The sequence below is a fragment of the Bacillus cereus group sp. BfR-BA-01355 genome, assembly GCF_022663675.1.
Lineage (GTDB): Bacteria > Bacillota > Bacilli > Bacillales > Bacillaceae_G > Bacillus_A > Bacillus_A thuringiensis_S.
Map to the genome: position 1 here is coordinate 76,843 of NZ_JAKUFY010000004.1, position 25,492 is coordinate 102,334.

Consider the following 25,492-nt stretch of genomic DNA (forward strand, 5'->3'; position numbering starts at 1 on the left):
CACTCCTTATAGCATCATTTTTGCTTTCGTGAATACATGCTGTAATTCTTCCATTGATAAATTATCTTTTTCTAAAGACGCAAATAATTCTTTTAACTCCGTATAACGTTTTTGCTCCTCTAATGCAGCAATATCATATTCTAGCGGAACGTGCTTCACTGTTACATTCGCTTGTTCAAATAACTCTATGGCGTATGGATGATTTTTATAATCCTGCGCATAATAAACCGCTGTAATACCACTTTGAATAATTGCCTTACAACATTGTAAACAAGGGAAATGCGTAACGTAAATTTCTGCTTCCTCTGTTTTCGCACCAAACTTGGCACATTGTAATAAAGCATTCATTTCGGCATGAATTGTCCGAACACAATGATTATCGATTACGTAACAACCATCATCTATACAATGTACGCCACCTTTAATCGAACCATTATATCCACCAGCAATAATTCGTTTATCGCGAACGATTGTCGCTCCTACCGCAAGCCTTGTACATGTACTACGTAACGATAGTAGATGGCTTTGCGTCATAAAATATTGATCCCATGAAATTCGTTCCATATTTTTCACCTACTTTTTTGTCTACTTGTAGTGTAGCGAAAGAAGAAAAACTTCGTCAATCTTTTACGGAATAATAATTTGATCTTTTATCTTTTCAAGAGACTTCGCACCAATCCCATCAATCTCTAATAAATCTTCTATTTTCTGAAACGGACCATGTTCTTCTCGATATTTCAAAATACTTTCTGCCTTTCGAGAGCCAATTCCTGTAATCTTTTCCAATTGCTCCTTCGCTGCTGTATTTATTCGAATCTTGCCATCTTCCTTAGAAGAAGTAAACATCCCTTGTTCTGACTCATTTTTACTCGGTATATAAAGAAGCATTTGATCTTGTACAATTTGTGCTAAATTCACTTTTTTGATATCTACTTCTGATAAAAAACCACCAGCCTTTTGAACCGCATCCTTTACGCGATCTCCTTCCTTCATTTCATATACCCCTTCTTTATTAACCGCTCCTTTCACATCAATTATAATTGTTCTTTTCTGTTCCTTTGTATCCGATATTTTCGGTTTACCCTTTTTTTCTATCTCCTTCTCTTGCACATTCATTGTAATAGGCGTTCGTTCTACACTCTGATTCGTTTTCCAAAAAACAAGAAAAAGTAAAGTTCCAATAATAGCTACTAAACCTAACCACTTTTTCGGAAAATCCCACATCATTTTACACCTCTAATCATAAATTTATAACATCATTCATATTGTTTAGGAGAAAGCTGTTACGAAGGAGGGATGAAACTTTGAACATAGGAATTATAGGGACAGGAAACATGGGGAATATACTAATCGATGCATTTTTAGAAACCCGTGCTGTCAAACCTTCGTGCCTTACAATCATTAATCGGACGCCTGCCAAAGCATATCATATAAAAGAAAAATACCCTTCTGTTCATATAGCAAAAACAATCCCGGAAGTAATCGAACAATCACAACTTATTTTTATTTGCGTTAAGCCGATAGATATATACCCTATCCTAAAAAAATACGCTGAACATTTTTCTGATGAAACGTGCTTAGTTTCTATTACGAGTCCAATATCTCCATCACAATTAGAGACTCTCGTACCTTGTCACGTCGCGCGTATCATTCCAAGTATCACAAACCGCGCCCTCTCTGGCGCCTCACTATTTACATTTGGAGATAATTGCTCTGAAGAATGGCAACAAAAATTACTTCGTCTATTCAAAAACATTTCTACACCTCTTGTAATAGAAGAAGATATAACGCGCGTTTCATCTGATATAGCAAGTTGCGGTCCTGCTTTCTTTAGTTATTTACTACAATGCTTCATTAACGCTGCTGTAGATAAAACAAATATTACACACGAAGAGGCTACTACTTTAGTAAGTGAAATGGTCGTGGGGATGGGGAAATTACTTGAAAAAGAAATCTTCACATTACCTACCTTACAAGAAAAGGTTTGCGTGAAAGGCGGCGTTACTGGGGAAGGCATTCGGGTTTTAGAAGAACACGTTGGAGATATGTTCCATAAGTTAATCGAGCGAACACATGAAAAATTTGATGAAGATTTAGAATGCGTTGATCAGCAATTCAATAAACACACATAATAAATACGTCATTTACATTCCAAATCCTTTTTATAAATAATTACTTTTTTACAATACATTTTCACTTCAACTACTATTCCCACACTTTACGCATACGATCTTCAGATTATGCTAGAACTAAAAATACATCTTCTTTATAAAACAAAAGCAACCTTCTCGGTTGCTTTTGTTTTATCCCGCATTAACGGCCAGTAAGATCCTCACCTTAAAACTCAGCGAAAGCAAAGAAGTTAGGAGGGGGTCGGGCTGCCCGTAAAAGCCCGATTGGTTCAACTAATAATCAGCGGGGAGCTTCGCACCCCGCTGATTAAAGTTTCACTTTATCCGTTTTTCTTCGCCATGAAGAAAATACGCTCTGTTTGTTCTGTAACTTCAAGTCGCTCAAAATCACCTGTTACACGAAGCACTGTAAAACCTGCTTCTTCAAGCCATTTCGTTAAATCTTCCACTTGATATGCACGTTGCACGTGACATTCGTCAAACCGATGGTACACATCTTCTTCTGGATCTTGAACAAAGAATGTTAAATCATGCTCTACACTATTTGATTCTTCACCAGGGAAGCAATTCCAAATAAGAGATATTTCTTCTCCATTCACTGTATACGTTTCATTTTGAAATACATGATGTATTTTATATAAAGAATGTACATCAAATAAAAACAAGCCATCTTGGCGTAAATGGTGAAATACTCTTCTAAATGTTTCTTGCACTCCATCTTCTTGCAATACATAATTTAATGAATCACAAAAGATGGTTACACAATCAAACTCACCTGGAACATCAAGCTCTCGCATGTCTTGTTGATAAAAAGGAATAAAGTATCCCTCTGCTCCCAGTTTTTGCTGAGCGACTGTTAACATTTCTTCTGAAAGATCGACACCTATTAAATCGTAACCCTTTTGCACAAGCGGAAGGGTTACATTACCCGTACCGCATGCTACATCAAGAATTTTTGCCTCTTTCATATCTGCTTGCTGCAGGCTTTCCTCTGTGAATTCCACCCATTTATCATAAGGGACATCATTCATTAGTTCGTCGTACAACAATGCAAATTGTTCGTATTTCATTGGCCTAGCTCTTCTGTAATATCTTCACGTGGCACATCGCCCCATAGACGCTCTAAATTATAGTGATTACGCTCATCTTTATGGAATACATGAGCAACTACATCTCCAAGATCAACTAATACCCAACGCGCTTCGTCAAAACCTTCCATACGTTGTACGTCGATTTGGAACTCATGTGCTTTTGATTTAATTTCACGTGCAATTGCTTGCACTTGTTTATCTGAATTACCGTGACAAATAATGAAATAATCTGCAATTGGTGAAATACCTTGCATATTTAGGACAACCATATCTTCTGCTCTTTTATCATCAGCTGCTTTTGCCGCTAATACTAATAAATCTTTATCGTTCATTTACTCATTTCCTCCTTGATAACTGCATTGTATGTTTGGAATGTTAATGGATAAATCGTCTGATTTTTTTCCATTAAAAATTGAATTGTTTTCTTTAACGCAAATAATAAAGCTTGATTTATATCCGTATATGCGAGTTTACGAGCCTCTTCCACACCTGGAAACTTTCGCCCTGGCTCAATGTAATCAGCTACATAAATCACTTTATCTAACATTGTCATGTTCTCATGACCACTTGTATGATATGTAATAGCTTGCAAAATTTCAGAATCCGTAATGCCTACCTCTTTTTCTACTAAGTATGCCCCAACAGGCGCATGCCACAACTCTTTATTATAGCAAAGTAAATCTTTCGACAAATCTTCACGTTTAATAATCTCTTCCATCTCTGAAATCGCTCTACATTTCGCATAATCATGGAATATAGCTGCCATCTCTGCTTTTTTCTCGTCCACACCGTATAACTTAGCCAGCTCAATCGCTGTCTCCATTACACCAATTGTGTGTGTATAACGTTTTTCATGCATTTGTTGTTTAACAATATGAAGTGCATTCTCACGATTCATACAACCCATTCCTCTCGATATATACCTGTACTTTTTCAGGAAGTAAGTATTTACACGTTTTCTTCTCCTTATATCTCTCACGTAATAAGGATGAAGAAACTGCAAATTCCGGAATTTCCACTGTAGTAATCTGATACGGCGTATGCAATGTGTACCCAGGTCTCGCAACTCCAACAAACGTTACAAGATTAAGTAAAGCTTCAATGTTATACCACTTCGGTAAATACTCAACCATATCCCCACCAATAATAAAGTGAAACTGCACATCCGGATACTTCTTCGTCAATTGCAACATAGTGTCATACGTATAAGATGGGCCCTTCCTGCTTAACTCTTCTAAACAAATAGAAAAGTGTTCTTCTGCCTCAGTCGCGAGCTCTAACATATGTAAACGTCTTTCTATACTTGTAATATTACGTCCTTGTTTATGTGGCGGAATCTGGTTTGGCAAGAACCATACTTCTTCCAAATCCAAAGCGTGATATACTTCATTTGCAATTAGCAAATGTCCATAGTGAGGCGGATCAAATGTACCGCCAATGATGCCAATTTTCCTCAAAAGAAACGCCCCTTCCTTTTACATACAGCAACTCTCCTTGGTTAGGAATGAAGAGAGTTGCTATTAATAAAAGTTCAATTGGTTTCGCTCTCTACATCATTACGCATCAGCGATAAAAATAGCGCATGCTAATCTTTTTATCGAGGAAGCTTAATTTGTTTATTTTCTCTTGATTCTTTGTATAAAACGATTGTGCTTCCAATTACTTGAACGATTTCAGCACGTGCACCTTTTGCAAGTTCTTCCGCAACCTCACGGCGATCAAATTCACAGTTTTGTAATACACTTACTTTAAATAACTCACGAGCTTCTAAAGTATCTGCGATTTGTTTAATCATATTTTCATTTACTCCGCCTTTTCCTACTTGAAAAATTGGTGTTAAATGATGTGCTTGTGCACGTAAAAATCTTTTTTGTTTTCCTGTTAACATATATGTTAGCCTCCAAGCTTTTCTATAACTAATTGTTTCATTCTCCCGATATTCGGTACACGTCCTGTCCACATTTCAAATGCAAGTGCTCCTTGATACACAAACATATCAATACCATTTTGAATGATTGCACCTTGCTCTTTTGCCTCACATAAAATTTTCGTTTCAAATGGATTATAAATTATATCTGATACAATCGTTCCTTTTTTTAACGAACAAATTTGTAATGGCGTATGTTCGACGTGTGGATGCATACCTATTGTTGTCGTCTGAATGATAATATCATAATTCCCTTGTTCTTCTGTCGCTTTTTCTAACGACAAAGCAACAGAATTAACATCGGCCGTACGTGCAGCAATAAGTTCTTTCGCCTTATCTACTGTACGATTGGCTACATCAATCTCTTTTACACCTACATCAGCAAGAGAAAAATAAATAGCTCGGCTAGCACCACCTGCACCAAGTAACAAAATACGTTTCCCTTGAAGTGGTTCATGACTAATTGACTGCAACGCTCGAACAAAACCAATCCCATCTGTGTTGTAGCCAATTAACCTTCCATTCTTATGAACCACTGTATTTACTGCACCGATTTTCCTTGCCAATGGGTCAATCTCATCCAAATACTCCATAATAGCAACCTTGTGCGGAGTTGTTACATTAAATCCTGAAATACCTAATGCTTTTAAACCTCTTACTGCTTCCCCTAGCACTTCCTCTTCAACAAGAAACGCATGATAATGGGCATCCATATTCAAGTGTTCAAATGCATTGTTATGCATAACGGGTGATAATGAATGTCCAATTGGATTTCCGATTACACCATATAATTGTTTCATAAATCCCTCTCCATATTAAATTAAAGATTTACGTAGTGAAACACTTACTCCTTTTGGTACGTGTGCAACAATTTTTGCTCCTGGTTCGTTCACAGTAACCCATCCTAATCCAGAGAATACAACATCCGTTTTAGGTTCACGAATATTAAATTCGTATTTCACTAGCTCAGGCATATTTGCTAATTCTTCTGGCGTTGGTGGGCTTAGTAAATCCCCAGCATGATTTTTATATAATTCATCTGCTTTCTCAAGCTTTGTACGATGAATTGTTAAGCGATTCGAGAAGTGACAAGTAAACGCACGACGACCACCACTTACATAATCAAAACGTGCCAATCCACTAAAGAATAACGTTTGTTCTTCGTTTAATTGGAATACCATCGGCTTAATTTCTTTTGTTGGTGTAATAAGCTTTAAGCTTTGCTTTCCAACATAATGAGCCATTTGGTGGTGGTTAATAATACCTGGCGTATCATATAAAGAAGATTCTTCGTCTAATGGAATATCAATTAAATCAAGTGTTGTTCCTGGGAAATGAGATGTTGTAATTACATTTTCAGTCTCATCACTAAATTCTTTAATCATACGATTAATAAATGTCGATTTCCCTACATTCGTACATCCAACAACGTAAACATCTTTGCCGCCGCGATAATACTCAATAGCATCTGCTAGTTCAGCAATTCCTTGTCCCTTCGCTGCACTAATTAAAAAGACATCTTCTGGTTTTAATCCTAGTTGCTTTGCACTATAGCGCATCCAATGCTTTACTTTATCATGTTTTACTGACTTTGGAATTAAATCAGCTTTATTTCCAACAAGTAATACTTTATTATTTCCTACGAAACGATGTAAACCAGGTAACCAGCTACCATTAAAATCAAAAATATCTACAATTTTGACTACTAATGCATCTGATTTTCCAATTCCATTTAAAATGCGTAGGAAATCATCATCTGTTAACGATACATCTTGAATTTCATTGTAATGCTTCAAGCGAAAACAACGTTGACAAATAACTTGTTCTTTCTCTAAAGATGAGGTAGGAGCATACCCCACTTCGTTTTTATTTTCTGTTTGAATTTCTACACCGCAACCAATACATTTAATTGTTTCAGTCAAACTTTATTCCTCCCAGTTAATTAAACCTTTTTTCTTCATATTTTTCATAATTCTGCGTTCAATTTTCCGATTAAAGCGCGTCACTAATCCGTCCGTTTGTGCTACCGGTACAACTAAAATTGTATGAAGCCCTACTCGGTTTCCACCAAGCACGTCAGTCAGTAACTGATCTCCAATTACCACAACTTCCTCTGCCTGTAAATGCATCTCTTGTATCGCACGCTTAAACGCTCGAACAAATGGTTTACGTGCACTATGAATAAATGGAATGCCTAATGGGTCAGCAAAATCTTTTACACGTTGCTCATTATTATTTGAAACAACCGTTACTTGGATGCCGTGCTCTTTCATTTTCAAGAACCATTTTTCAAGTTGCGGGGTTGCATTTGGACGATCCCATTCAATTAAAGTGTTATCTAAATCAGTAATAACACCTTTAATCCCACGTTTTTTTAAATCTTCTGGTTGAACATGATATACATTTTTCACATATTCATTTGGTAAAAATAGTTTCAATTTCTTTCACCTCTTTGAGGATTTTTCATAAAATTTTTCGACAACATTTTTCGATATATAACCTGTGGATAAAATTGTACACATTTTCCACATTAATTTTTCAGTTAATTCGGAATTTACTAACAAACTATACACACTTTATCCACCTAGGTATGTGGATAACCACCCGTTTGTGACTGTCATATTTTTTTGGTACATTAAATGCATCAACGAATCAATCCTTATATTATTAGGAGGTGACTCACCTTGAAAACAAAACATATGGAACAGTTATCCACTGAGTTACTCACTGAGTCTTATTATAAAGCAAAAGAACTAAAATTAAATCCCGACTTCATTTTACTTATAAAACAAGAAATCATTAGACGCTCATTAGAGGACAAGCTTGTCAAATCTTCTTGATTACATATAAAGTGAAAGTTTAATTAGCCCGTACCAATCAAACAGTTACAGGATAAATTATTGGATGCCCTGTAAAAAGAGCCATCCTACGATGGCTCTCGAATAAACAAGTACTCCCATCTAGGGGATTTCATCATTAAGTATCTTTGCCCATAACTCTTACTTACGGTTATAAAAGCTTTTCTTTATTTATGAGCTAATCGAGTAGCTATTTTTTCACCAAGACGAAGCTCTTGTCCACTCTTTAATTCCTGCACTACTTCTATCATATCTTTTTCAAACAATAACACAACTGTTGAACCAAATGTAAAGTATGCCATTTCTTCACCTTTTTGAACAGTATCTCTCTCATGCAAAAGCTCGATACTATTAACAAACATGGCACCTACTTTTACAAGAGCCATATGCTCACCATCACTGCTTATTTCTGTAACAGAACGATAATTTTTTGACAGCGGTTCTTTCCCGTATTCCATACCAGCTGCATTTACCGGATATGATTTTCTACCGAGTACAAACCTTTCAGTCACAGAACCAGAAAGCGGACTATGAATGCGATGATAGTGACTTGGACTCAAATAAATTACCATATATGTACCGCCTGCATATCGCGTTGCACGTTCTTCATTACCTAGCATATCCACAATTGAATAGCGCTTTCCTTTAATATCAAATGTTTTTGTATCCTCAATAGGACCATGATCTGCAAAAACACCATCAACAGGACTAACGATACTCGATGCATCTGTATCAATACTACGCTTTCCTTCTTTTAGCTTACGCGTAAATAATTCATGCAATGTTCTATATTCCTTCAAGCCCTTTTCCATCTCATCTTGATTAATTTGAAAAACTTTCGCATACGATGGAATAATGATAGAGCTCAAACGAGATTGTGCAAATTTACGTAATATATAAGAAGTAAAGCGACCATTTGTAAGTTCTATCATAAGTCGATATAATGTACGTCGCAAATTGCGAAACCCCCTAATCAGTCTATAACTTTAGTTTTCCCTTCTTTTCTTTCTATATCATATGTAAAATTGGTTCTTATTCCCACATATCATATAAAGCAGCCTTATTATACATACAGAAAACTAAGTATGGTATTATTCTTAAATTATTTAGCACCTTCTAATATTACAGATAGAATCCGTCATTTTCAACAGTGAACATGTATTTCTTCTTAGCATAACGCGTTTTCTTTTCTTATTTACAATAAGAAAAGCAGCCCCTTTTAAAATATGGCTGCTTCTAATACACTTTACTCTTTCGCTTTTTTCTCTTTCTCTGCCCTTACAAACTCGTGGAACATCTTCATTAAAGCACGCTTTTCAATCCTTGATACGTAGCTTCTAGAAATACCAAGCGCCTTAGCGATTTCCCGCTGTGTTTTCTCCTTATCTAGCCCAAGTCCAAAACGTTTCACAATCACTTCTTTTTCTCTTTCGTCTAAAATATCGATATACTCTTTAATTTTTTCTAACTCCATACTAAGCTGAATCATATCAATTACATCTTCAGACTCTGATTTTAATATATCAATAAGCGATATTTCATTGCCCTCTTTATCTTGCCCAATCGGATCATGAAGTGAAACATCTTTTTTCGTTTTCTTTAGTACACGTAAATGCATCAAAATTTCATTTTCAATACAGCGTGCTGCATACGTCGCAAGCTTTGTTCCCTTTCCTGCAGAATAGCTCTCGATCGCTTTAATGAGCCCGATCGTACCAATTGAAATTAAATCTTCTGCATCTTCTCCTGTGTTCTCAAATTTTTTAACGATATGAGCTACAAGCCGTAAATTATGTTCAATCAAAAGATTTCTCGCTTGAGCATCACCTTGCTCCATTAACTCTAAGTACTTTCTCTCATCATCTGATGATAACGGCTGCGGGAACGCATTATTCTTTACATAAGAAACAAAGACAAACACTTCTCGAACCATATATCCAATTGCGGCGAATAGACTCAAACCTTTCACCTCCGCCAAAATAGTGGTCTTTATTATGTGTATGTAGGCGTGAGGTTGTTTGTGTCTGTACAGTTTATTTATAAAACTCAACACTTCTAACATTTAAAATATTTTATTGTTATATTATAATTAAAAGAAATTGTTATTTATATATGAATATGCTATTAAAGGGGACACTATTCATGATTACATTAGATCGATTATTAAATGTAACAATTTATTTAGGGGGATTTTTACTTTTCATTTCGTTCATTACTTTTGTTATTAAAAGAGGGCCTGATTTATTATTTTTTCAATTTGGAATTTCTTTATTTTTTGGAGCTCAAATTATAACTGGAATGAAATTTTTTCATAACTATGGTTTTTCCTTTCACTCAAAACTAGAACTACTTATCTTTATTCTCTATGTAATTGGAATTATTACATGTATACTATTTTTCTTTCACTTTCAAAATCCGTATCGAATTTTTTTATTAATTTGTAGTTGTTTATTTTTGACTGGATCCAATTATTACTTTAAAGAAACATTAAAGTTTAATAAAAAATTTCCAAAGCAACATAAAACCTTTTTAAATACACAAGAAGAAGACTCTTTTCCAAAAGAAGTTCGTAAATTTTCAGAAGACTACAATACTATAATAAAAAATGAGTTTTATGAAATACCCATGATTCCTACTGAATTACATATTACAAGCAAAACAGATTCTTCCCGTAGTACATCTTTCTTAGTTGAACTTTATAATAGCGAGAATGAAATTACCGATGACTCTGTACAATTAACTCAATCAGACCGTTTTTATGTAGTGTTAAATACACCAAAAACAAAAATAGCAAGGATAGTATATGAAGGGCAGAATTTTTTCACATTTACAGTCACACTAAAGGCTCTTAATTTACAGCAAGAACCGGAAATTCATAATATGTTTTTAGAAATAGATAAACGTAGAGCAATGAATCTTCTTAATTTTGAAATTAAAGCCCATACTAAAGAATGGAAAGTAACATTTAAAAATGATAGTTCTCATTCCGATCTTCCTATCACATTTACTTTTGAAAAACGAACAGGCAAATTATAAAAATAAAAAGAGTTATTTTTATATTCTTTGAAAAATAACTCTTTTTATTTTACTTACTCCAAATCTTTCTCCCAGTTTGAGCATCAATATAACGAATTTCCCGACTACAATCAAAAGGTTCTTTATGTTTTTCATCTGTCGTTTGTTTGTACAGTAGTTTGTATTTCGTTTCCTCTGCATCATGATCTACAAACCATTCTAATTTAACTCGGATAGCCTCTCTGTATATTTCTAACGCTTTTTCTTTTGTTACTTTTGGTGTTGTTTCATATGTAAGTAATTCTTTTATAAAGTTGCCACACTCTCCAGAGTAGTGCATCACAGCACCATTTTCTGCATTGATGTTGATCATAATATATTTCCGCTCTACATGAATGTCATTTACATAGATTGAAAAGGAAAACCTCTCTATCCCCTCTTCCTCCTCATAATTATCCCAAAGTTGAACATACTTTGTCGCATCTGGGATAATATGCTCTAAAAATTGAAGTGCCTTGCTTAAACATTGCTCTCTTGATAAGATTGTTTTCCTTTTTTTCTCATCCTTCCACATAAAAAAAGAAAGCAATTGATTTGTTTCTTTATCTAGAGTAATTACAACGAATTCATCATGTTTCAACATTGGAAAATGTTTTTTATAAAACTCATCCATTGAATATGAATCCTTCTCTTCTATTTCTTTTTGTAATTCTTCTTTTAATACAAATTTTATCCGGACTTCATCCTCATCTACTTTTTCATCTATTTTGACAAACTTCCCCTTGTCCCAATCAAATAACTCAAACACATCTTTTTTTTGACTACTCTTTAGCGGTTTATCAACAAGTACTGTAGAAGGTAATTTATAGTGTTCTGGCCCATATAAATCTTTACCTGTACTTGCATCAATAAACGCATGACTAGGCTCTGGTTCATATACAAGATGGTACCCTTTTACTTCTTCCCCGTTTTCATACTCACATGAAGAGTATGTTAAATCTACAAATACAAGTCTCATATCTTGTCTAGCTTTCAAATTTTCTAAAACGATATTCTCCCCAACAATTTCACTTGGCCATAACGGCTTTTTCTCTATGGCTTTTTGTCCATTGTAATGAAAATGCACAACATTACCTGAAGGGTGCACTTGCACAACACACCCAGTATTCGGCAATGGATGGCTATTCACTTCTTGCATATAATTTACTTCTTTCCAACCGCGCCTGTCGTCCTTAACCGTTACATATGTATAGAATTCATATCCTTCTTTTGTATATTTTTTTAAGAATGCATTTGCAACCTCTCTTGCTTTATTCTCCTCTATCGCTCCCTTATCACTCGAAAAAGAATTTCCATCATCTATCCTAAATTCAATTAAATTACCAGTATGTCTATTTAATGTAATTTGTATCTGTTTCTCCTCATCATCTTTATGTCCCCACCATAATAGATGATACGGGTCATCAACCCCTTCTTGATCATCTACAACAAGCCTATATTCATCTGGAATTTCAATAAGATGAGCTACGTGCTCTTTTCTTTCTTTATCTTTTTGATTCACCATGCCCTCTCCCTCGTTACAATTTAAGGTAATTATAACAAAGAAAACCAAAACTTATTAACAAAAGAAGACTAGAGATATCTCTAGTCTTCTACTTCGTCTCACGGTGTAACGTTACTCGCTTTAATCGTGGACAATATTTTTTTAGTTCGATACGTTCTGGATTGTTTCGTTTATTTTTTTTAGAAATATAATTACGATCACCGCACTCCGTACAAGCTAATGTAATATTTACACGCATAGGTAATTCTCCTTTCTTTCAAAGATCGCAAACTAAAACGTAATGATTACGATTTATATATTATAAAACTTCATTCTATTTGTCAATTGCAAAAACAAGAAGATTCCATTTAAAATCCCCTTGTTTTTATAGTTAAATAAATTTTATTAAAACGATTCGTATGTAACAAACTCACTAATTGGCTTTCGATATCCTCTTGGACGAACTTTAGTCGTATCACTTTTCCCTATCGTAATCATTAAAACAGGTATTACATGCTCTGGCATATTTAATTCACTTTGTACTGCTTTTTCATCGAAACCAATCATTGGACATGTATCATAGCCATAATATTTAGCTGCGTACATAAAAGTCATCGCGCTTAATGAAGCATTTCTAATCGCTTCATCCTCCATGAAACGCTCTCCTTTTCCTTCATATAAACCTTTCGTTTGCCTAATTGTATCTTCATATTCGCATTCATCAATCATTTTTAAAACTTTCATACCGAAGTAAATATTTTCGACATTTTGGTATGCTCTCTTATCACCACAAACGAGCACTACCGCTGATGCACTCGATACTTTATATTGACCGAATGCTAATTCTTTTAATCTTTCTTTTCGCTCTTGATCACGAATTACAACATAATGTGTGTGCTGCAAATTATAGCAAGATGGAGAAAGCTTAGTTAACTCAAATATTTTTTTAAAATCCTCATCAGGGATTTCTATACCTTGTATAAATTTCATTGCAGAACGTCTAGCAATTGCTAATTCTTCAAAGTTCACCATATATCCTCCTCGATAACTGTAAATTTAAATATACATTAATTTATACGAATAGATAAATCAAATAAAAACACTTTAAATCCGAATAATAATTATGATTAACAGCAAAAAAGACAAAAAGCTGAAACAATTAGTTCATACGAAATTCACACGAATCCATTACTATAGAAATTGTACATAGTGAACTTATTAACAATCACGTTTATTTATATAGAATCTTACTCGAAAGGAGTTGAAAGTATGAAAACTAAATATCGCTTTATGATTTCATCATTTGCTGCTTGTGCTTATATGATTTGGTATTTAGTATAATAACGACCTCACTTGTAAATAGGAAAAGGTGTGTATATAAATGGAATATAATCAATCAACAGTTAACTACTGGAAAGCTTTTGTATTACCATATACATTTGCTTTAGAAGAGTTAAAAACTAAATTTGAAATTATGAACCGGGAAGCTCAATTTCTAGAGGATTACAACCCGTTTGAACATATAAAAACAAGACTAAAACAACCTGAAAGTATTATTAAAAAGCTAGAACGCAAAAGCTTATTACCAACAGTTGAAAACGCTCAAACACATTTACAAGATATTATTGGTATTCGTATTACATGTTGCTTCGTAGAAGATATTTATCATTTGAAAGAAGTCATTCAAAAACGCGAAGATATGGAAGTCATTGAAGTAAAAGATTATATCGCTAACCCAAAACGAAACGGATATAAAAGTTTACACATGATTATTAAATACCCTTTATCACTAAATTCTGGTACAAAAGATGTATTTGCAGAAATTCAGTTACGTACACTGGCAATGGACTTTTGGGCAAGTTTAGAACACAAACTTTATTATAAATATGAAGGGAAAATACCGGAGTATTTAAAAGATGAACTACATGATGCAGCAATGAAAGCTGAAGATCTTGATAATAAAATGGCCACAATTCGTCAAGATATTGATGATATTGAGGCATGCTCAAATCAAATTATGCTACCACTATAAAAGAAGGTTCTCGCCAATGAGAACCTTTTTTCTACCAGTTTGGGAAGTACGACCCCCACACTTATGAAAGTTTCACGTTATTTTTTCTCTATTGTTCGAACCTCTTCAATCTTCCATTTACCATCTTCTTTTCCAAGAGCATACTGTACTTTCTTTTGAAGAGTGATACTGTCATCTACTTCCTTTTCTTTCGTTTCAACAATAACATACCCTACTTTACTAGCTTTCATATCTATATGTTCCAATTCAATTTTCTTATTTCCCTTTTGAAATGCGGCTTCTTTTTGTGTTTTTAAGTCTTCAGCACTAGGCATCTTCTTTGAAAATAACTCCATATGTTCTGCAAGATTTTTTTCATTCGTCGTTCGCACAAATGTATTCATAACATCTTGAATAGATCTCTCTTCTTCTTTTGTTATTTGTACCTTTTCCTCAGTTTTTTTAATAATAGATTTTTGTTCTACGTTATTCTCTTCTTGTTGACATCCAACTAGTAATACTACAAATACTAGAAGGAATCTTAATTCCCTAAATAATTTTTTCATATTCCCAACTCCTAAAAAGAAAAGTGAGGCAGTTCGCCTCACTTTCGCTCTTAATTATCGTCTTCCTTTATTCGGATCGCCGCCGCCAACAATATCAAAGACACGTTTCGCTATATTTGTATTCTCTTGAACGCCAGAGAATAAGTATTTACCAGGACCAAATGCATACACGTTTACATCTTCCCCTGTATGCCCGCCTGTTGTCCAGCCTGTAACCGAGCGTTTATTGAAAATATCTTCAATTGCATTATCAATCTTTGTTACATCTTTTGACGGAGCTATATCATTTACAGCTTGAATTTCTTCTGGAGTTAATTGTAAATCAATATATTTTTTTAATGTTTCTTCTACATTTGCACCTTTTGCAATCTCATTTGCCATAAAGTCTGGTGTGCGTTTTGCAGCTTTAATTGGATCTACTTTAAAGTTATACTCGCCATTGGCACCTAAAGATAATCCACCTGTAGCGTGGTCTGCCGTTGCAACAACTAACGTATTTTTATCTTTTTTCGCAAACTCAATCGCTGCTTTGAAAGCTTTTTCGAAGTCTTCCATTTCACTCATTGCACCAACGATATCATTATCATGTCCAGCCCAGTCGATTTGACTTCCTTCCACCATTAAGAAGAAACCATTTTTATTTTTGTTCAAACGCTCAATTGCTGCATTAGTCATTTCTTCTAATGAAGGTGTTTTATCATTACGGTCAATCATTTTATCTAATCCACCTGGTGCAAATAAACCAAGAATTTGATCATTTTTATCATTTAACAATTGATCTCGATCCGTTACATAGCTATAACCAGATTTCTTAAACTCTTCTGTAAGATTACGATCTTTTCTAACAAAGTTCTTTACGCCGCCGCCAAGCATAACATCTACTTTATGCTTCCCTTTAATTTTCTCATCAAAATAATCATTTGCAATTGCGTCCATATTTTTACGGCTAATGTCATGCGCACCGAAAGCAGCTGGTGTTGCATGTGTAATTTCAGAAGTTGCAACAAGTCCCGTTGATTTCCCTTTTTCTTTCGCTTGCTCAAGAACCGTTTTCACTTCCGCTTTATCATTATCAACTGCAATTGCAGCATTATATGTTTTAATCCCTGCTGACATAGCTGTTGCTGCTGATGCAGAGTCTGTAATATTTTCATGTTCATCTTCTGGGTATGTTTTTTGTGTTCCTACAAGATGCTTATCAAATTCTGTAGATTCCATTTCAAAAGTTTTTGGATTATCTTTCATATACCGGTGAGCCGTCATATATGAAGGGCCCATACCATCCCCAATTAATACGATAACATTTTTAATCTTTGCATTGCTTCCGTTCTCATCTGCATTAACCTCACTAGAACGAGTAAAATTCCATGTTGCTACCGAAGTAACTGCTAATGATGCCACAACTGCAAATGGCCATGCTTTTTTCACAAACTTTTTCACTGTCTTGTCCCCCTAATTAGGTTATTCATTTCCCACTATCAAATTTAATGGAAGACTATTAAGAGAAAATTAGCTGTATGTAAATTTTTTGTTAACTTATGTAAATATCAGTTATAATTTGTATAACTTTGTCTTTTCGTATCAACTATCCTGCCCTTTACAATTTAAATATAAACAAGTTGGATTTCATTTAACGTAAATCTCTTTTTTTACATTTTGACTCTATGTTTATGAAAATAAATAGAAATGCGGTGAGCCTTTATGAAAATAGTAAAGCTAAATGAATCTTTTATTTTTGAATTACTTAATCTTTGCAAATCTGTTGGATGGTTACACGATGAAATTTTTATGAAAAAACAATTCGAAATGTATCTTTCTATCGGCACACTTGTAGGTTACATTCATGAAAACAAACTCATTGCGACTGGAGGAGTATTTCCCTTTACAAGTAACTTCACTTCCATTGGTATGTTAATCGTTCACCCTAATTTTCAAGGACGCGGAATCGGGCGCATGTTGCTAAATCATTGCTTGGAACAAATTCATCCAAAACAACCCATTGCACTTATTGCGACAAAAGCTGGCGAACCTCTATACACATCATGCGGATTTCAAACAGCAACAACGATTCATCGTTTTGAAAAGCAAACTATTAAGACGTACCCTTCTCACTTACAACAAGTACAAGAAGAAGACCTTATATCTCTTACTTCTCTCGATCAAATTGCAACTGGTATGAATCGTTCTCTACTTTACTCTTTGCTATTACCAAGGGCCGTACACTCTTTTAAAATTGAAAGAAATAACTGTATAGAAGCTTTTTCATTATGCATACGAAAGGGCAATATATTATGTATCAATCCACTTATCGCCAAGCAAGAAGAAGATTCTATTCAATTATTAAAAAAGATATGTGAATGTTGGAATGGTATAGTACGAATTGATGTCCCACACTCACAATTTACATTTCGTCAATTTCTTCAAACAGAAAATTTCCAAGAAACGCTCCTTTCACCTCTTATGATAAAAAATGGTAGCCAACTTCCTGGAAATCGTAATATGCTATTTGCTATGATAGATACAGCGTTATGTTAGAAAGGAGACACCTAATTGAAGCGATTTAGCTATTTTATGGTAGGTTGTCTTACTCTTACACTATTAGTAGGATGTAGTGCAGCAGAAAAGCCAGTAGAACAAGTAAAGCAAGTTAAAAATACAATTACAGCGAAACTAGCTACCGAGGAAAAAATGGTAGAAATAGATGGTCAAACCATTTACTTTAAAAAGATTGGTAATGAAAAACCACCTTTACTTATGATTCATGGCTTTGGAGGGTCATCAGATGGTTTTCAAAAGATCTACTCCGATTTAGCAAAAGATCATACAATTATTTCTGTAGATGCTTTGGGATTCGGGCGCTCATCTAAGCCAATGGATTTTTATTATTCTTTTCCAACTCATGCAAATTTGTATTATAAATTAATGAAAAAACTAGGATATGATTCATTCGCAATACTGGGGCATTCCATGGGGGGAGAAATTTCTCTAAATTTAACATATTTATATCCTGAAGCAGTTACTCACCTTATTTTAACTGATGCTACAGGTGGCCCTCATACATTCGTTAATAAACAAGGCTCACCAAAACCACAATTGTCGACTGATTTAAATGCCGTTTCTTCTATTACAGATTATGATGAGAGCAAAGTGAAATTCAAACGTAATGATGAAGAACATTATAACAAAATGAAACTATGGCCTAGACGTCTTAAAATTAATGCGAATGAAATGAAACAGCCAACTTTAATTATATGGGGCAGAAATGATAGTAGCGTTTCTTGGAAAGAAGGAGAAACGTATCATCAATTCTTAAAAAATAGCACTTTACATATTATTGAAAAAGGTTATCATGCACCATTTCGCCAAGAACCACAAGAATTTGTCGGGTATGTACAAGACTTCTTTAAGAACAATCCGATCAAAATTGAAAAATAACATAAACGGGTATCTCATTGTGAGATACCCATTTTCATATATTAAGCAGCTTGCTTTTGGCGTTTTTGAGTTTTTGATCCTAATACTTTCGGGATAACGAAGCCATCCATTCCAAATTTCCCAGCGTTCATACCGGCAACAAGAACAAACATAGATAAGATAACCATCTCAGGATTCACACCAATTGACCCACTAAACATATAGGAAAAGTTCATTACAAGACCAAAAAAGACCGCTGTTTTTGTTAAACAGCCTACAATTAAACCAATTCCGACTAAAATTTCTCCCCATGTTACAAGCGTATTAAACAAATCTACATTTGGAATTGCAAACTCTTGTAAGAATGATGCCCACCAAGATTGAACAGCCGGTTGTGCGCCTTTAGATTTTTCAATTGCGCCTTGCAAATAACCTGTTGCATCGAATCCTTTTCCTTGTAGTTTACCGATTCCAGCCATTAACCATGTGTAACCAAGATATACTCGAATTACTGCTAATGCAAAAGAAACTGCTTTGTTTTCTCTTAAAAATTGAATAACCATATCTTCCTCCTAAAGTTGTAATTAAGTTAGTTACAGTTAATATAATAACATTAGTTACTTATTTTTCAAACGTTAATTATGAATAATTCATGACATATGTATGAAACATTAAAAACTAACGTTTATATAGTAACTTTTATTACCTGTAAAAACTTGAACATATCATACCACAGGTGATAATCATTTTCATTGAAAAAAATGTAAAAAAATTGTGAGTTAAATGTGAAACACGTTTATTCGAATATAGAATAAACGTGTTTCACACTAATTATAGAATCGAAATGTATGTGTCTCCTCATCAATTAAACTCGATTCTTGAAACGCTTCTTCTAACGTTTTCCCATGGTTAATAACCCCATAAAATAAGCGTATAGTAAACATAAGTGCTGCATTTCCATCTACATAATTAATCGATCCAATATATGATTTCGCACCACTATGTAAAAAAGATTTTGCTAGATTTTGCTCCCCTAACGTGCACCCGCTATTTACAATATGTGTATTATGCAATTTTGCATATTTATAAATTTCTGCTGCACCAAAATACCCTCTCGGTTCATCTTGTTCATATACTTCTTCGCCTAACTCTTCCATGACAAACTTCCCTTCTTCACCATGAAAGCAAAAAATAATATAATTAATATTGTTAAATAAGTTCTTTCCAGAAAGAACTTCCACAAAATCTTTCGGTCTACCAATCCAATATGTCACAACCCTTGCACCAAAATATTCAAGAGATGCTCGGATTGATTGCGCCTCTAAATCCGAATTAAAACCAATTACTAATGCAATATTCAACATACAACCCCCATTCTATAATCAGCCCTTATCAATCAGACTTTTATGGGATAAAGCCATTTCATATATACCTGTTTCTTTCAAAAAATCTGATCTAGTTAAAACGACTTTCTGTAAATATTGTCTATATGCTGTAATTGTTCCATCATGAGATACAATGCAAATTCTTTCAGCACCCAGTCCATAAGACCAAAGAAGAAATTCATCTACTATTTGCTGAAAACTATTCTCTGAAATATTGTTTATACCTTCCTTCCATAACTGATTATTTGAGCTTTTCTCTATCGAAAAATGTGGAAATAACTTTTTTATCATATCCTGATCTACTATGCGATCGCATGGTAATGTTTTCGCGCCTTCTCGATAAGGAAAAATACACGGAGATACATATGGATGAACGATTTTTTGACAACTACATTTCGCACTCCATATTGTCGCTGTTTGCAAAGTTCGAAGTGTAGGGCTAACAATTAATATATCCGTTTCTTGTAATGATACATCACGTTGAAGTAATTTAGCTTGAGCCCTTCCTACTCTCGTCAATGGTGGATCCAACACTTGCAAACTTTCCGGTAAATCCGTTGTATGTTCACCTTCACCATGCCGAACAAAAACAAGTTTCATATTCAGCCTCCTCTTACTATAAAATCCTCACACATATTTCTTCCCTATTGCATTCTTTATTCCTGCTGTATGAAAACCAATATGTAAAACACTTTTTACACTGAAAGGAGAATTACATATATGAAATGGATAATTGTCTTTATTGGAATGATTGTATGGGGATATATAAACGGCTTCTTTAGTAGTGATAAAACTGCTAATCCTTGGATTGCAGATGATGAACGTGAAACAAAAATTAAACAAAAAGCAATTACGGCAAGCTGGTCCGGTGTTTTTATGTTTTGTACCATTAGCCTCTTAAATAAATGGTTAGGTTTAAGCACAAACGATAAATCACCGTACTTACCAGACCCTATCGCAGCTTTTTTAAAAGAAAATGTAGAGATACAAGTTTTACTCATGCTATTTGTTATGTATGGAATATTTTACTTACATTATCGAAGAAAATTAAGTGCCTAATTTCTAACTCATGATTATCCTCCTAAATGGTTATAGTAATCATGACAAAATGAAAGGAGAGATATAAACATGAGTAACTCGAATGAATTTTTAGATACACTACATGAAAAACAAGCAAAAGATGAACAAAATAGAAAGCGCCAAGGGAACGGAAACCCAGCGAAAAAAAAGCCAAATAAAACACATAAATAACAATAAAAAACTGCCTAAAATGATTTTTTAGGCAGTTTTTTTATTGTTATTTCACCGAGATAACATTTCCCCAATTCCATTTCTCATAATACCACGCTGGTACATCTATATTTTCAATCCACTTCTTTTCCTGTTTCCCATCTTTATGAGCAAGCCATACATCCGCTTTCTTACGGTCTGAACGTATCCAAATTAATTGATTACTCTTCTTCATGAAGATCGGGTGGTAATCCCCTTGCTTGTTCGTTTTCTTTGTGATTTGATGCTGTGCATTACTTGTACTATCGACCTCATATAAAGATGGTAGTGGCCTTTTTTCTGGTGGAGTTTCTATTCCTGCCTCTTTTGCTCGTGAAACGATAATTACTCTATCGTTCTTCCATACAAAATCCCAATCAACATATCCTTTCGGCGTAAATATGTTCTGCTGAAGTGCTGGCAATTCCTTTACTTTTAAATGTTTATTTTCTAATGCAACTCTTCCGCTCCCTTCAATATAAGCTAATATATTTTTTGATGGTGCCCATTGAAACCATTGTTCGTTTAATAACATTTGATCTACTTTTTCAAACCGACTTCCATCTGCACGAACTAAGCAAAGCGTATTACTATCAGCTGACCATGAAGCTGTCGGTACTGCTAAAAATGAAATCCACTTTTGATCTGGTGACCACTTAAAGCCACTTGCTACTAGCGCTAGGAAATCATCATGTTCATTTGGCAATGCATACAAATGCTTCATTTTGTGAGGATTCATATGTGCATCTTTTTGCACTTCATATAGCTGAGCCCCTGTCCATCCTGTTGGAAGTAAGTTCGCTTCAGAGGATACAAGAAAGTTCTTTCCATCGGGGTACCATGCATAATCCCCTACACCAGCCGATACATTTTCAAAATCTGCATTCTTTTTTTCTACATCAAATGTATTTAATGTACCTGTAAATATAAATGCAATTATATTTTCTGTTGGTGACCATTGATAATTCGATGCTTCTGAGTGAAACGGCGTAACTTTTTTTCCATCTTTCAGCCGATATAACTCAAGAATACTTTGTTTCTTCCCTTTTACATATGCTAGCCACTCCCCGTCATATGACCACTTCGGCCCTGTTATGTACTCTCCTTTTGTAATCTGTATTTCTTTCCCATCAACTTTAATCCAAAGGTTATGATGACGAATAAAAGCAACTTTCACACTATTATTTTCTGCACTAGTAATAGTGATAGAACTTAAAAACATAAACAACACTACACTACCACTTACCATTAGCCTTTTCATACCATCACTCCATTTCCCTCATAGCATTCCTCACTTTCTCCCTACAATATGTGAAAAATATCGATTCGACATAATCAGAAAAAATTTCCCAAGAAATTTCCAATCCATAGAGGATTGGTATGAATTATGTCGAAAGTATAGTTTAGCTAACATTTATATTTATAATTTCCAAATTAAATGTAAGATTTTATTTCTGAATATTAGCACTTTTATTAGGGGGAGTATCAATGAAAAAAACTACATCTACACTATTAAGCATGGCGCTTGTCTTTTCTAGTTTTGGAGCTTTAAGCGCTCATGCTGAATCACTACAAAAGGAGAAGCAATTTAGTCCACAATTAAAAACAACGATTGAACAGTGGGGAGAACATAAAATCGCTCAAAATGTTGAAACGAAAACAACAAAAGAAATATCAGTAATTGTAGAATTACAACATGCACCTCTCGCTGCTCAAACTAATATTCAGCATGCTCCAGATTTACAAAATAGTAATGCGCAGTCTTATCATGCTGAGCTAAAAAAAGCACAAGAAGATACGACTAAGAAAATAAAAGAAAAAGCACCTGGTGCAAAAATTAAAGAAGTGTATAATACGTTATTTTCTGGATTCTCTATTTCAGTTCCTGGAGATCAAATTACCTCTCTTGCCTCTTTACCTGAAGTAAAAGCAGTCTATCCGAACTTAACATATAAATTGCATGAAACATCAAAAAGTGCTACTAACGAAGAAGCACCAAATACCGGTGGACTGACAATTGGTGCACCTGAAGCGTGGAATTTAAAAGATCCATCTGGCAAACCGCTTGATGGAAAAGGCATGAAAGTAGCCATTATCGATTCTGGCGTAGACTATACACACCCTGACTTAAAGGCAAATTATATCGGTGGATATGACACGGTTGATGAAGATAACGATCCAATGGATGGTAACGTACATGGTACTCATGTAGCTGGAATTATTGCAGGTAATGGAAAAATTAAAGGCGTTGCTCCAAACGCTTCTATTCTAGCCTATCGTGTAATGAATGACGGTGGAACTGGTACAACAGATGATATTATCCAAGGAATTGAGCGAGCAATTCAAGATGGTGCGGATGTGTTAAACCTCTCCCTTGGGCAGGATTTAAATGTACCTGATCAGCCTGTAACATTAACGTTAGAACGAGCAGCGAAACTTGGTGTTACTGCTGTCGTTTCAAATGGAAATGACGGACCAAAACCTTGGTCTGTTGATGCTCCCGGTAACGCAAGTAGTGTCATTTCTGTTGGAGCATCTACGGTTTCTATCCCGTTTCCAACATTCCAAGTAACTGGTTCCAGCAAAACATATCAAGGGTTACCATTATCAAAATCCGATTTTCCAATAGGAAATGATTCTCCTCTTGTATATGTTGGTTATGGCAATCCAAGTGATTATGCAAAACAAGATGTGAAAGGGAAATTCGCACTTATTTTACAAGGTACTTCTAGTACATTAGTAAAAGCAGAACAAGCGAAGCAAGCTGGTGCACTTGGTGTGTTATTAATCTCTAGCGAAAAAGAAATTAATATGATGCCGGAATATTTTTCACGTGAACATCTAGCTGTCCCAGTAATGCAATTATCAAATACAAATGGGGAAGAATTAAAAACTTTAATTACAAAACGAAAGAAAAATATAAAAATTGGACAACCAAAGCACACAGAACTTATCGGTAACTTTAGTTCAAGAGGACCATCACAAGGAAGTTGGCTAATAAAGCCTGATGTTGTTGCACCTGGAGTACAAATTACTAGTACAGTACCGCGAGGCGGATATGAATCGCATAACGGAACAAGTATGGCTGCTCCGCAAGTAGCTGGAGCGGTTGCCCTCTTGCGTCAAATGCATCCTGATTGGACGACAGAACAATTGAAAGCGGCACTTGCTAACAATGCAAAAACATTACATGATGTCAATGAAAATACATACCCTGTTATGGCACAAGGATCTGGTTTAATTAACATTCCGAAAGCAGCTCAAACAAATATATTAGTAAAACCTAACAATGTCAGCTTTGGTCTTATTAAGCCCAATAGCGGAAAAGTAAAACTAACACAAAATGTTACATTACAAAACCTTTCTAGTAAAAAGAAAAGTTTTTCAACTCGGGTGGAATTATTAGATGCAAACACAAAAACAAAAGTAAAAACTTCTGTCCCTTCATCGATTAGCATACAACCGAATAGTAGTACCGAAAAACCATTTACTATCACTGTAGATAGCTCACTACCACAAGGTGTGTATACTGGAAATGTATATGTAAAAGAACACGGGGCGAAAGAAGAAATTCGAATTCCATTCACATTTAGTATCGATCCTAAAGATTATAAACGTATCGATGGACTTGAAATTATTAATTCTACTTTTAGCCCAAATAGCGACCACGTACTAGATGATAATCTCATCAACTACTATTTAGTTGCACCTGTGGATGATGTCACATTGCATGCAAATTTAGTTACGAAAGAACGTGTAACTTATCAAGGGATTATCCATCAAGCTAAAAATGCAACTCCTGGGTATAAACCTTTCAAATGGAATGGTACAAAAGCAGATGGCACTCCTTTAGCTGACGGGCTATATCAAATTGAAGCAGTTGCTTCAAATTCTGGCGGAGAAACAAAGCAAACAGCTGCTGTATTTCTTGATCGAACTGCACCTAAGTTAACACACGAGATTGACCAAGAAAATCTCGTAATTAGAGGAAAAGTTGATGATATTCTACTAGATTGGATGTCAGAATCTGGTTGGATAGCACCTGGTATTCCAGTGAGAATGCAATATGAAATTAACGGAAATGGTGTATGGGAACAGGCATTCCTGAACCCTTGGGAGAAAAGCTATGACATTTATTTCGATCGCACTCAATTACAAGAAGGAAAAAATACTATTCACATTGTAGCAACTGATGCAGCTGGCAATACCTCTAATTTAACTGTTAATTTAGAAGTGAAATAAAGTGAAACTTTAATCAGTGGAGATTTCGTTCATCCCCAC

Annotated in this window: 30 protein-coding genes; 9 read left to right on the top strand and 21 right to left on the bottom strand. The window is 34.8% G+C overall.

Translation table 11 applies throughout. The features are described 5' to 3' along the window. Positions 1-6 precede the first annotated feature (6 nt). Entirely contained in the window at positions 7-564 is a 558-nt protein-coding gene (locus MR167_RS02555) for a ComE operon protein 2 (protein ID WP_000439773.1), read from the bottom strand. Between the two features lie 63 nt (positions 565-627). After that, on the bottom strand, positions 628-1,227 hold the full coding sequence (locus MR167_RS02560) for a helix-hairpin-helix domain-containing protein (protein WP_000989935.1): 600 nt from the start codon (positions 1,225-1,227) through the stop codon (positions 628-630). A gap of 77 nt (positions 1,228-1,304) precedes the next feature. On the opposite strand from MR167_RS02560, the gene comER reads away from it, so the two are divergent. After that, the gene (comER, locus tag MR167_RS02565; RefSeq protein ID WP_001020554.1) at positions 1,305-2,132 is read left to right on the top strand and encodes a late competence protein ComER; all 828 of its coding nucleotides are present in this window, start codon (positions 1,305-1,307) and stop codon (positions 2,130-2,132) included. Positions 2,133-2,452: 320 nt separating this feature from the next. Here comER and MR167_RS02570 read toward each other — a convergent pair whose 3' ends face one another. From MR167_RS02570 to MR167_RS02605, 8 genes are all read right to left on the bottom strand, one after another. Continuing rightward, positions 2,453-3,202, bottom strand: coding sequence for a class I SAM-dependent methyltransferase (locus MR167_RS02570; RefSeq protein ID WP_242313842.1), 750 nt, complete (start codon positions 3,200-3,202; stop codon positions 2,453-2,455). Next, positions 3,199-3,555, bottom strand: a complete 357-nt coding sequence (rsfS, locus tag MR167_RS02575) for a ribosome silencing factor (RefSeq protein ID WP_000998173.1) — start codon at positions 3,553-3,555, stop codon at positions 3,199-3,201. The genes MR167_RS02570 and rsfS overlap by 4 nt, the downstream gene beginning before the upstream one ends. Beyond that, positions 3,552-4,121, bottom strand: a complete 570-nt coding sequence (gene yqeK, locus MR167_RS02580; RefSeq protein WP_242313844.1) for a bis(5'-nucleosyl)-tetraphosphatase (symmetrical) YqeK — start codon at positions 4,119-4,121, stop codon at positions 3,552-3,554. Before yqeK ends, rsfS begins: the two co-directional genes overlap by 4 nt. Then, positions 4,111-4,680, bottom strand: coding sequence for a nicotinate-nucleotide adenylyltransferase (gene nadD, locus MR167_RS02585; protein ID WP_001226031.1), 570 nt, complete (start codon positions 4,678-4,680; stop codon positions 4,111-4,113). The genes yqeK and nadD overlap by 11 nt, the downstream gene beginning before the upstream one ends. A 137-nt stretch (positions 4,681-4,817) precedes the next feature. Further along, on the bottom strand, positions 4,818-5,111 hold the full coding sequence (gene yhbY, locus MR167_RS02590) for a ribosome assembly RNA-binding protein YhbY (protein WP_000955224.1): 294 nt from the start codon (positions 5,109-5,111) through the stop codon (positions 4,818-4,820). Positions 5,112-5,116: 5 nt separating this feature from the next. Next, positions 5,117-5,950: a shikimate dehydrogenase gene (aroE, locus tag MR167_RS02595; RefSeq protein ID WP_000812104.1), complete on the bottom strand. Its 834-nt coding sequence runs from the start codon at positions 5,948-5,950 to the stop codon at positions 5,117-5,119. Positions 5,951-5,965: 15 nt separating this feature from the next. Then, positions 5,966-7,072 carry a ribosome biogenesis GTPase YqeH gene (gene yqeH, locus MR167_RS02600; RefSeq protein ID WP_000140807.1) on the bottom strand — a complete coding sequence of 369 codons (1,107 nt, stop codon included), beginning with the start codon at positions 7,070-7,072 and terminating at the stop codon, positions 5,966-5,968. Positions 7,073-7,075: 3 nt separating this feature from the next. Then, a complete protein-coding gene (locus MR167_RS02605) occupies positions 7,076-7,588 on the bottom strand; it encodes a YqeG family HAD IIIA-type phosphatase (RefSeq protein ID WP_000765315.1) in 513 nt (170 codons plus the stop codon). Positions 7,589-7,834: 246 nt separating this feature from the next. On the opposite strand from MR167_RS02605, the gene sda reads away from it, so the two are divergent. Next, entirely contained in the window at positions 7,835-7,990 is a 156-nt protein-coding gene (sda, locus tag MR167_RS02610) for a sporulation histidine kinase inhibitor Sda (protein WP_000850094.1), read from the top strand. 185 nt (positions 7,991-8,175) lie between these two features. On the opposite strand, the gene MR167_RS02615 is transcribed toward sda, so the two are convergent. Further along, positions 8,176-8,964, bottom strand: a complete 789-nt coding sequence (locus MR167_RS02615; RefSeq protein ID WP_001254999.1) for a phosphatidylserine decarboxylase — start codon at positions 8,962-8,964, stop codon at positions 8,176-8,178. Between the two features lie 290 nt (positions 8,965-9,254). Continuing rightward, positions 9,255-9,968 (bottom strand): RNA polymerase sporulation sigma factor SigK, encoded by a 714-nt coding sequence (sigK, locus tag MR167_RS02620; RefSeq protein ID WP_000051382.1) that lies wholly within the window; start codon positions 9,966-9,968, stop codon positions 9,255-9,257. A 182-nt stretch (positions 9,969-10,150) separates the two neighbouring features. On the opposite strand from sigK, the gene MR167_RS02625 reads away from it, so the two are divergent. Next, positions 10,151-11,044: a hypothetical protein gene (locus MR167_RS02625; protein ID WP_000631115.1), complete on the top strand. Its 894-nt coding sequence runs from the start codon at positions 10,151-10,153 to the stop codon at positions 11,042-11,044. A gap of 49 nt (positions 11,045-11,093) precedes the next feature. Here MR167_RS02625 and MR167_RS02630 read toward each other — a convergent pair whose 3' ends face one another. The 3 genes from MR167_RS02630 to MR167_RS02640 all read right to left on the bottom strand — a co-directional run bounded on the left by MR167_RS02630 (position 11,094) and on the right by MR167_RS02640 (position 13,598). Next, positions 11,094-12,587, bottom strand: a complete 1,494-nt coding sequence (locus tag MR167_RS02630) for a YcdB/YcdC domain-containing protein (protein WP_242313846.1) — start codon at positions 12,585-12,587, stop codon at positions 11,094-11,096. A gap of 88 nt (positions 12,588-12,675) precedes the next feature. Further along, entirely contained in the window at positions 12,676-12,825 is a 150-nt protein-coding gene (gene rpmG, locus MR167_RS02635; protein ID WP_001265617.1) for a 50S ribosomal protein L33, read from the bottom strand. A gap of 146 nt (positions 12,826-12,971) precedes the next feature. Continuing rightward, positions 12,972-13,598 carry a nitroreductase family protein gene (locus MR167_RS02640; protein WP_000245980.1) on the bottom strand — a complete coding sequence of 209 codons (627 nt, stop codon included), beginning with the start codon at positions 13,596-13,598 and terminating at the stop codon, positions 12,972-12,974. 349 nt (positions 13,599-13,947) lie between these two features. Here MR167_RS02640 and MR167_RS02645 point away from each other — a divergent pair, with 349 nt between their 5' ends. After that, positions 13,948-14,598, top strand: coding sequence for a GTP pyrophosphokinase (locus tag MR167_RS02645; protein WP_000456230.1), 651 nt, complete (start codon positions 13,948-13,950; stop codon positions 14,596-14,598). A 77-nt stretch (positions 14,599-14,675) separates the two neighbouring features. On the opposite strand, the gene MR167_RS02650 is transcribed toward MR167_RS02645, so the two are convergent. Together MR167_RS02650 and MR167_RS02655 are read right to left on the bottom strand one after the other, a co-directional pair. Continuing rightward, positions 14,676-15,143: a hypothetical protein gene (locus tag MR167_RS02650; protein WP_097981579.1), complete on the bottom strand. Its 468-nt coding sequence runs from the start codon at positions 15,141-15,143 to the stop codon at positions 14,676-14,678. Positions 15,144-15,197: 54 nt separating this feature from the next. Beyond that, the gene (locus MR167_RS02655; RefSeq protein ID WP_000714908.1) at positions 15,198-16,583 is read right to left on the bottom strand and encodes an alkaline phosphatase; all 1,386 of its coding nucleotides are present in this window, start codon (positions 16,581-16,583) and stop codon (positions 15,198-15,200) included. 261 nt (positions 16,584-16,844) lie between these two features. Here MR167_RS02655 and MR167_RS02660 point away from each other — a divergent pair, with 261 nt between their 5' ends. After that, complete coding sequence (locus MR167_RS02660) at positions 16,845-17,678, top strand: GNAT family N-acetyltransferase (protein ID WP_000706701.1); 834 nt, start codon at positions 16,845-16,847, stop codon at positions 17,676-17,678. Positions 17,679-17,693: 15 nt separating this feature from the next. Continuing rightward, positions 17,694-18,578, top strand: a complete 885-nt coding sequence (locus MR167_RS02665; RefSeq protein WP_000819811.1) for an alpha/beta fold hydrolase — start codon at positions 17,694-17,696, stop codon at positions 18,576-18,578. Between the two features lie 41 nt (positions 18,579-18,619). Here the strand turns inward: MR167_RS02665 and MR167_RS02670 are convergent, their stop codons facing one another. The 3 genes from MR167_RS02670 to MR167_RS02680 form a co-directional block, all read right to left on the bottom strand. After that, positions 18,620-19,120: a DoxX family protein gene (locus MR167_RS02670; protein ID WP_000236591.1), complete on the bottom strand. Its 501-nt coding sequence runs from the start codon at positions 19,118-19,120 to the stop codon at positions 18,620-18,622. A 264-nt stretch (positions 19,121-19,384) separates the two neighbouring features. Continuing rightward, a complete protein-coding gene (locus MR167_RS02675; RefSeq protein WP_003309942.1) occupies positions 19,385-19,921 on the bottom strand; it encodes a hypothetical protein in 537 nt (178 codons plus the stop codon). Positions 19,922-19,939: 18 nt separating this feature from the next. After that, the gene (locus tag MR167_RS02680; RefSeq protein ID WP_063675709.1) at positions 19,940-20,542 is read right to left on the bottom strand and encodes a histidine phosphatase family protein; all 603 of its coding nucleotides are present in this window, start codon (positions 20,540-20,542) and stop codon (positions 19,940-19,942) included. A 120-nt stretch (positions 20,543-20,662) separates the two neighbouring features. On the opposite strand from MR167_RS02680, the gene MR167_RS02685 reads away from it, so the two are divergent. Together MR167_RS02685 and MR167_RS02690 are read left to right on the top strand one after the other, a co-directional pair. Next, a complete protein-coding gene (locus MR167_RS02685) occupies positions 20,663-21,001 on the top strand; it encodes a hypothetical protein (protein ID WP_000871144.1) in 339 nt (112 codons plus the stop codon). Positions 21,002-21,070: 69 nt separating this feature from the next. Continuing rightward, on the top strand, positions 21,071-21,193 hold the full coding sequence (locus MR167_RS02690) for a DUF4023 domain-containing protein (protein ID WP_000071866.1): 123 nt from the start codon (positions 21,071-21,073) through the stop codon (positions 21,191-21,193). Between the two features lie 46 nt (positions 21,194-21,239). Here the strand turns inward: MR167_RS02690 and MR167_RS02695 are convergent, their stop codons facing one another. Then, a complete protein-coding gene (locus MR167_RS02695) occupies positions 21,240-22,472 on the bottom strand; it encodes a TolB family protein (protein ID WP_242313848.1) in 1,233 nt (410 codons plus the stop codon). A gap of 227 nt (positions 22,473-22,699) precedes the next feature. Between MR167_RS02695 and MR167_RS02700 the strand changes: the two genes are divergently transcribed. Next, positions 22,700-25,453: a S8 family peptidase gene (locus MR167_RS02700; RefSeq protein ID WP_242313850.1), complete on the top strand. Its 2,754-nt coding sequence runs from the start codon at positions 22,700-22,702 to the stop codon at positions 25,451-25,453. Positions 25,454-25,492 lie beyond the last annotated feature (39 nt).

Excerpts from the sequence above, each read along its gene's own strand:
- MR167_RS02555 (WP_000439773.1), bottom strand. The coding sequence starts at position 564 with ATGGAACGAATTTCATGGGATCAATATTTTATGACGCAAAGCCATCTA.
- MR167_RS02560 (WP_000989935.1), bottom strand. The coding sequence starts at position 1,227 with ATGATGTGGGATTTTCCGAAAAAGTGGTTAGGTTTAGTAGCTATTATT.
- MR167_RS02570 (WP_242313842.1), bottom strand. The coding sequence starts at position 3,202 with ATGAAATACGAACAATTTGCATTGTTGTACGACGAACTAATGAATGAT.
- rsfS (WP_000998173.1), bottom strand. The coding sequence starts at position 3,555 with ATGAACGATAAAGATTTATTAGTATTAGCGGCAAAAGCAGCTGATGAT.
- yqeK (WP_242313844.1), bottom strand. The coding sequence starts at position 4,121 with ATGAATCGTGAGAATGCACTTCATATTGTTAAACAACAAATGCATGAA.
- yhbY (WP_000955224.1), bottom strand. The coding sequence starts at position 5,111 with ATGTTAACAGGAAAACAAAAAAGATTTTTACGTGCACAAGCACATCAT.
- aroE (WP_000812104.1), bottom strand. The coding sequence starts at position 5,950 with ATGAAACAATTATATGGTGTAATCGGAAATCCAATTGGACATTCATTA.
- MR167_RS02625 (WP_000631115.1), top strand. The coding sequence starts at position 10,151 with ATGATTACATTAGATCGATTATTAAATGTAACAATTTATTTAGGGGGA.
- MR167_RS02630 (WP_242313846.1), bottom strand. The coding sequence starts at position 12,587 with ATGGTGAATCAAAAAGATAAAGAAAGAAAAGAGCACGTAGCTCATCTT.
- rpmG (WP_001265617.1), bottom strand. The coding sequence starts at position 12,825 with ATGCGTGTAAATATTACATTAGCTTGTACGGAGTGCGGTGATCGTAAT.
- MR167_RS02640 (WP_000245980.1), bottom strand. The coding sequence starts at position 13,598 with ATGGTGAACTTTGAAGAATTAGCAATTGCTAGACGTTCTGCAATGAAA.
- MR167_RS02645 (WP_000456230.1), top strand. The coding sequence starts at position 13,948 with ATGGAATATAATCAATCAACAGTTAACTACTGGAAAGCTTTTGTATTA.
- MR167_RS02650 (WP_097981579.1), bottom strand. The coding sequence starts at position 15,143 with ATGAAAAAATTATTTAGGGAATTAAGATTCCTTCTAGTATTTGTAGTA.
- MR167_RS02660 (WP_000706701.1), top strand. The coding sequence starts at position 16,845 with ATGAAAATAGTAAAGCTAAATGAATCTTTTATTTTTGAATTACTTAAT.
- MR167_RS02670 (WP_000236591.1), bottom strand. The coding sequence starts at position 19,120 with ATGGTTATTCAATTTTTAAGAGAAAACAAAGCAGTTTCTTTTGCATTA.
- MR167_RS02675 (WP_003309942.1), bottom strand. The coding sequence starts at position 19,921 with ATGTTGAATATTGCATTAGTAATTGGTTTTAATTCGGATTTAGAGGCG.
- MR167_RS02680 (WP_063675709.1), bottom strand. The coding sequence starts at position 20,542 with ATGAAACTTGTTTTTGTTCGGCATGGTGAAGGTGAACATACAACGGAT.
- MR167_RS02685 (WP_000871144.1), top strand. The coding sequence starts at position 20,663 with ATGAAATGGATAATTGTCTTTATTGGAATGATTGTATGGGGATATATA.
- MR167_RS02690 (WP_000071866.1), top strand. The coding sequence starts at position 21,071 with ATGAGTAACTCGAATGAATTTTTAGATACACTACATGAAAAACAAGCA.
- MR167_RS02695 (WP_242313848.1), bottom strand. The coding sequence starts at position 22,472 with ATGAAAAGGCTAATGGTAAGTGGTAGTGTAGTGTTGTTTATGTTTTTA.
- MR167_RS02700 (WP_242313850.1), top strand. The coding sequence starts at position 22,700 with ATGAAAAAAACTACATCTACACTATTAAGCATGGCGCTTGTCTTTTCT.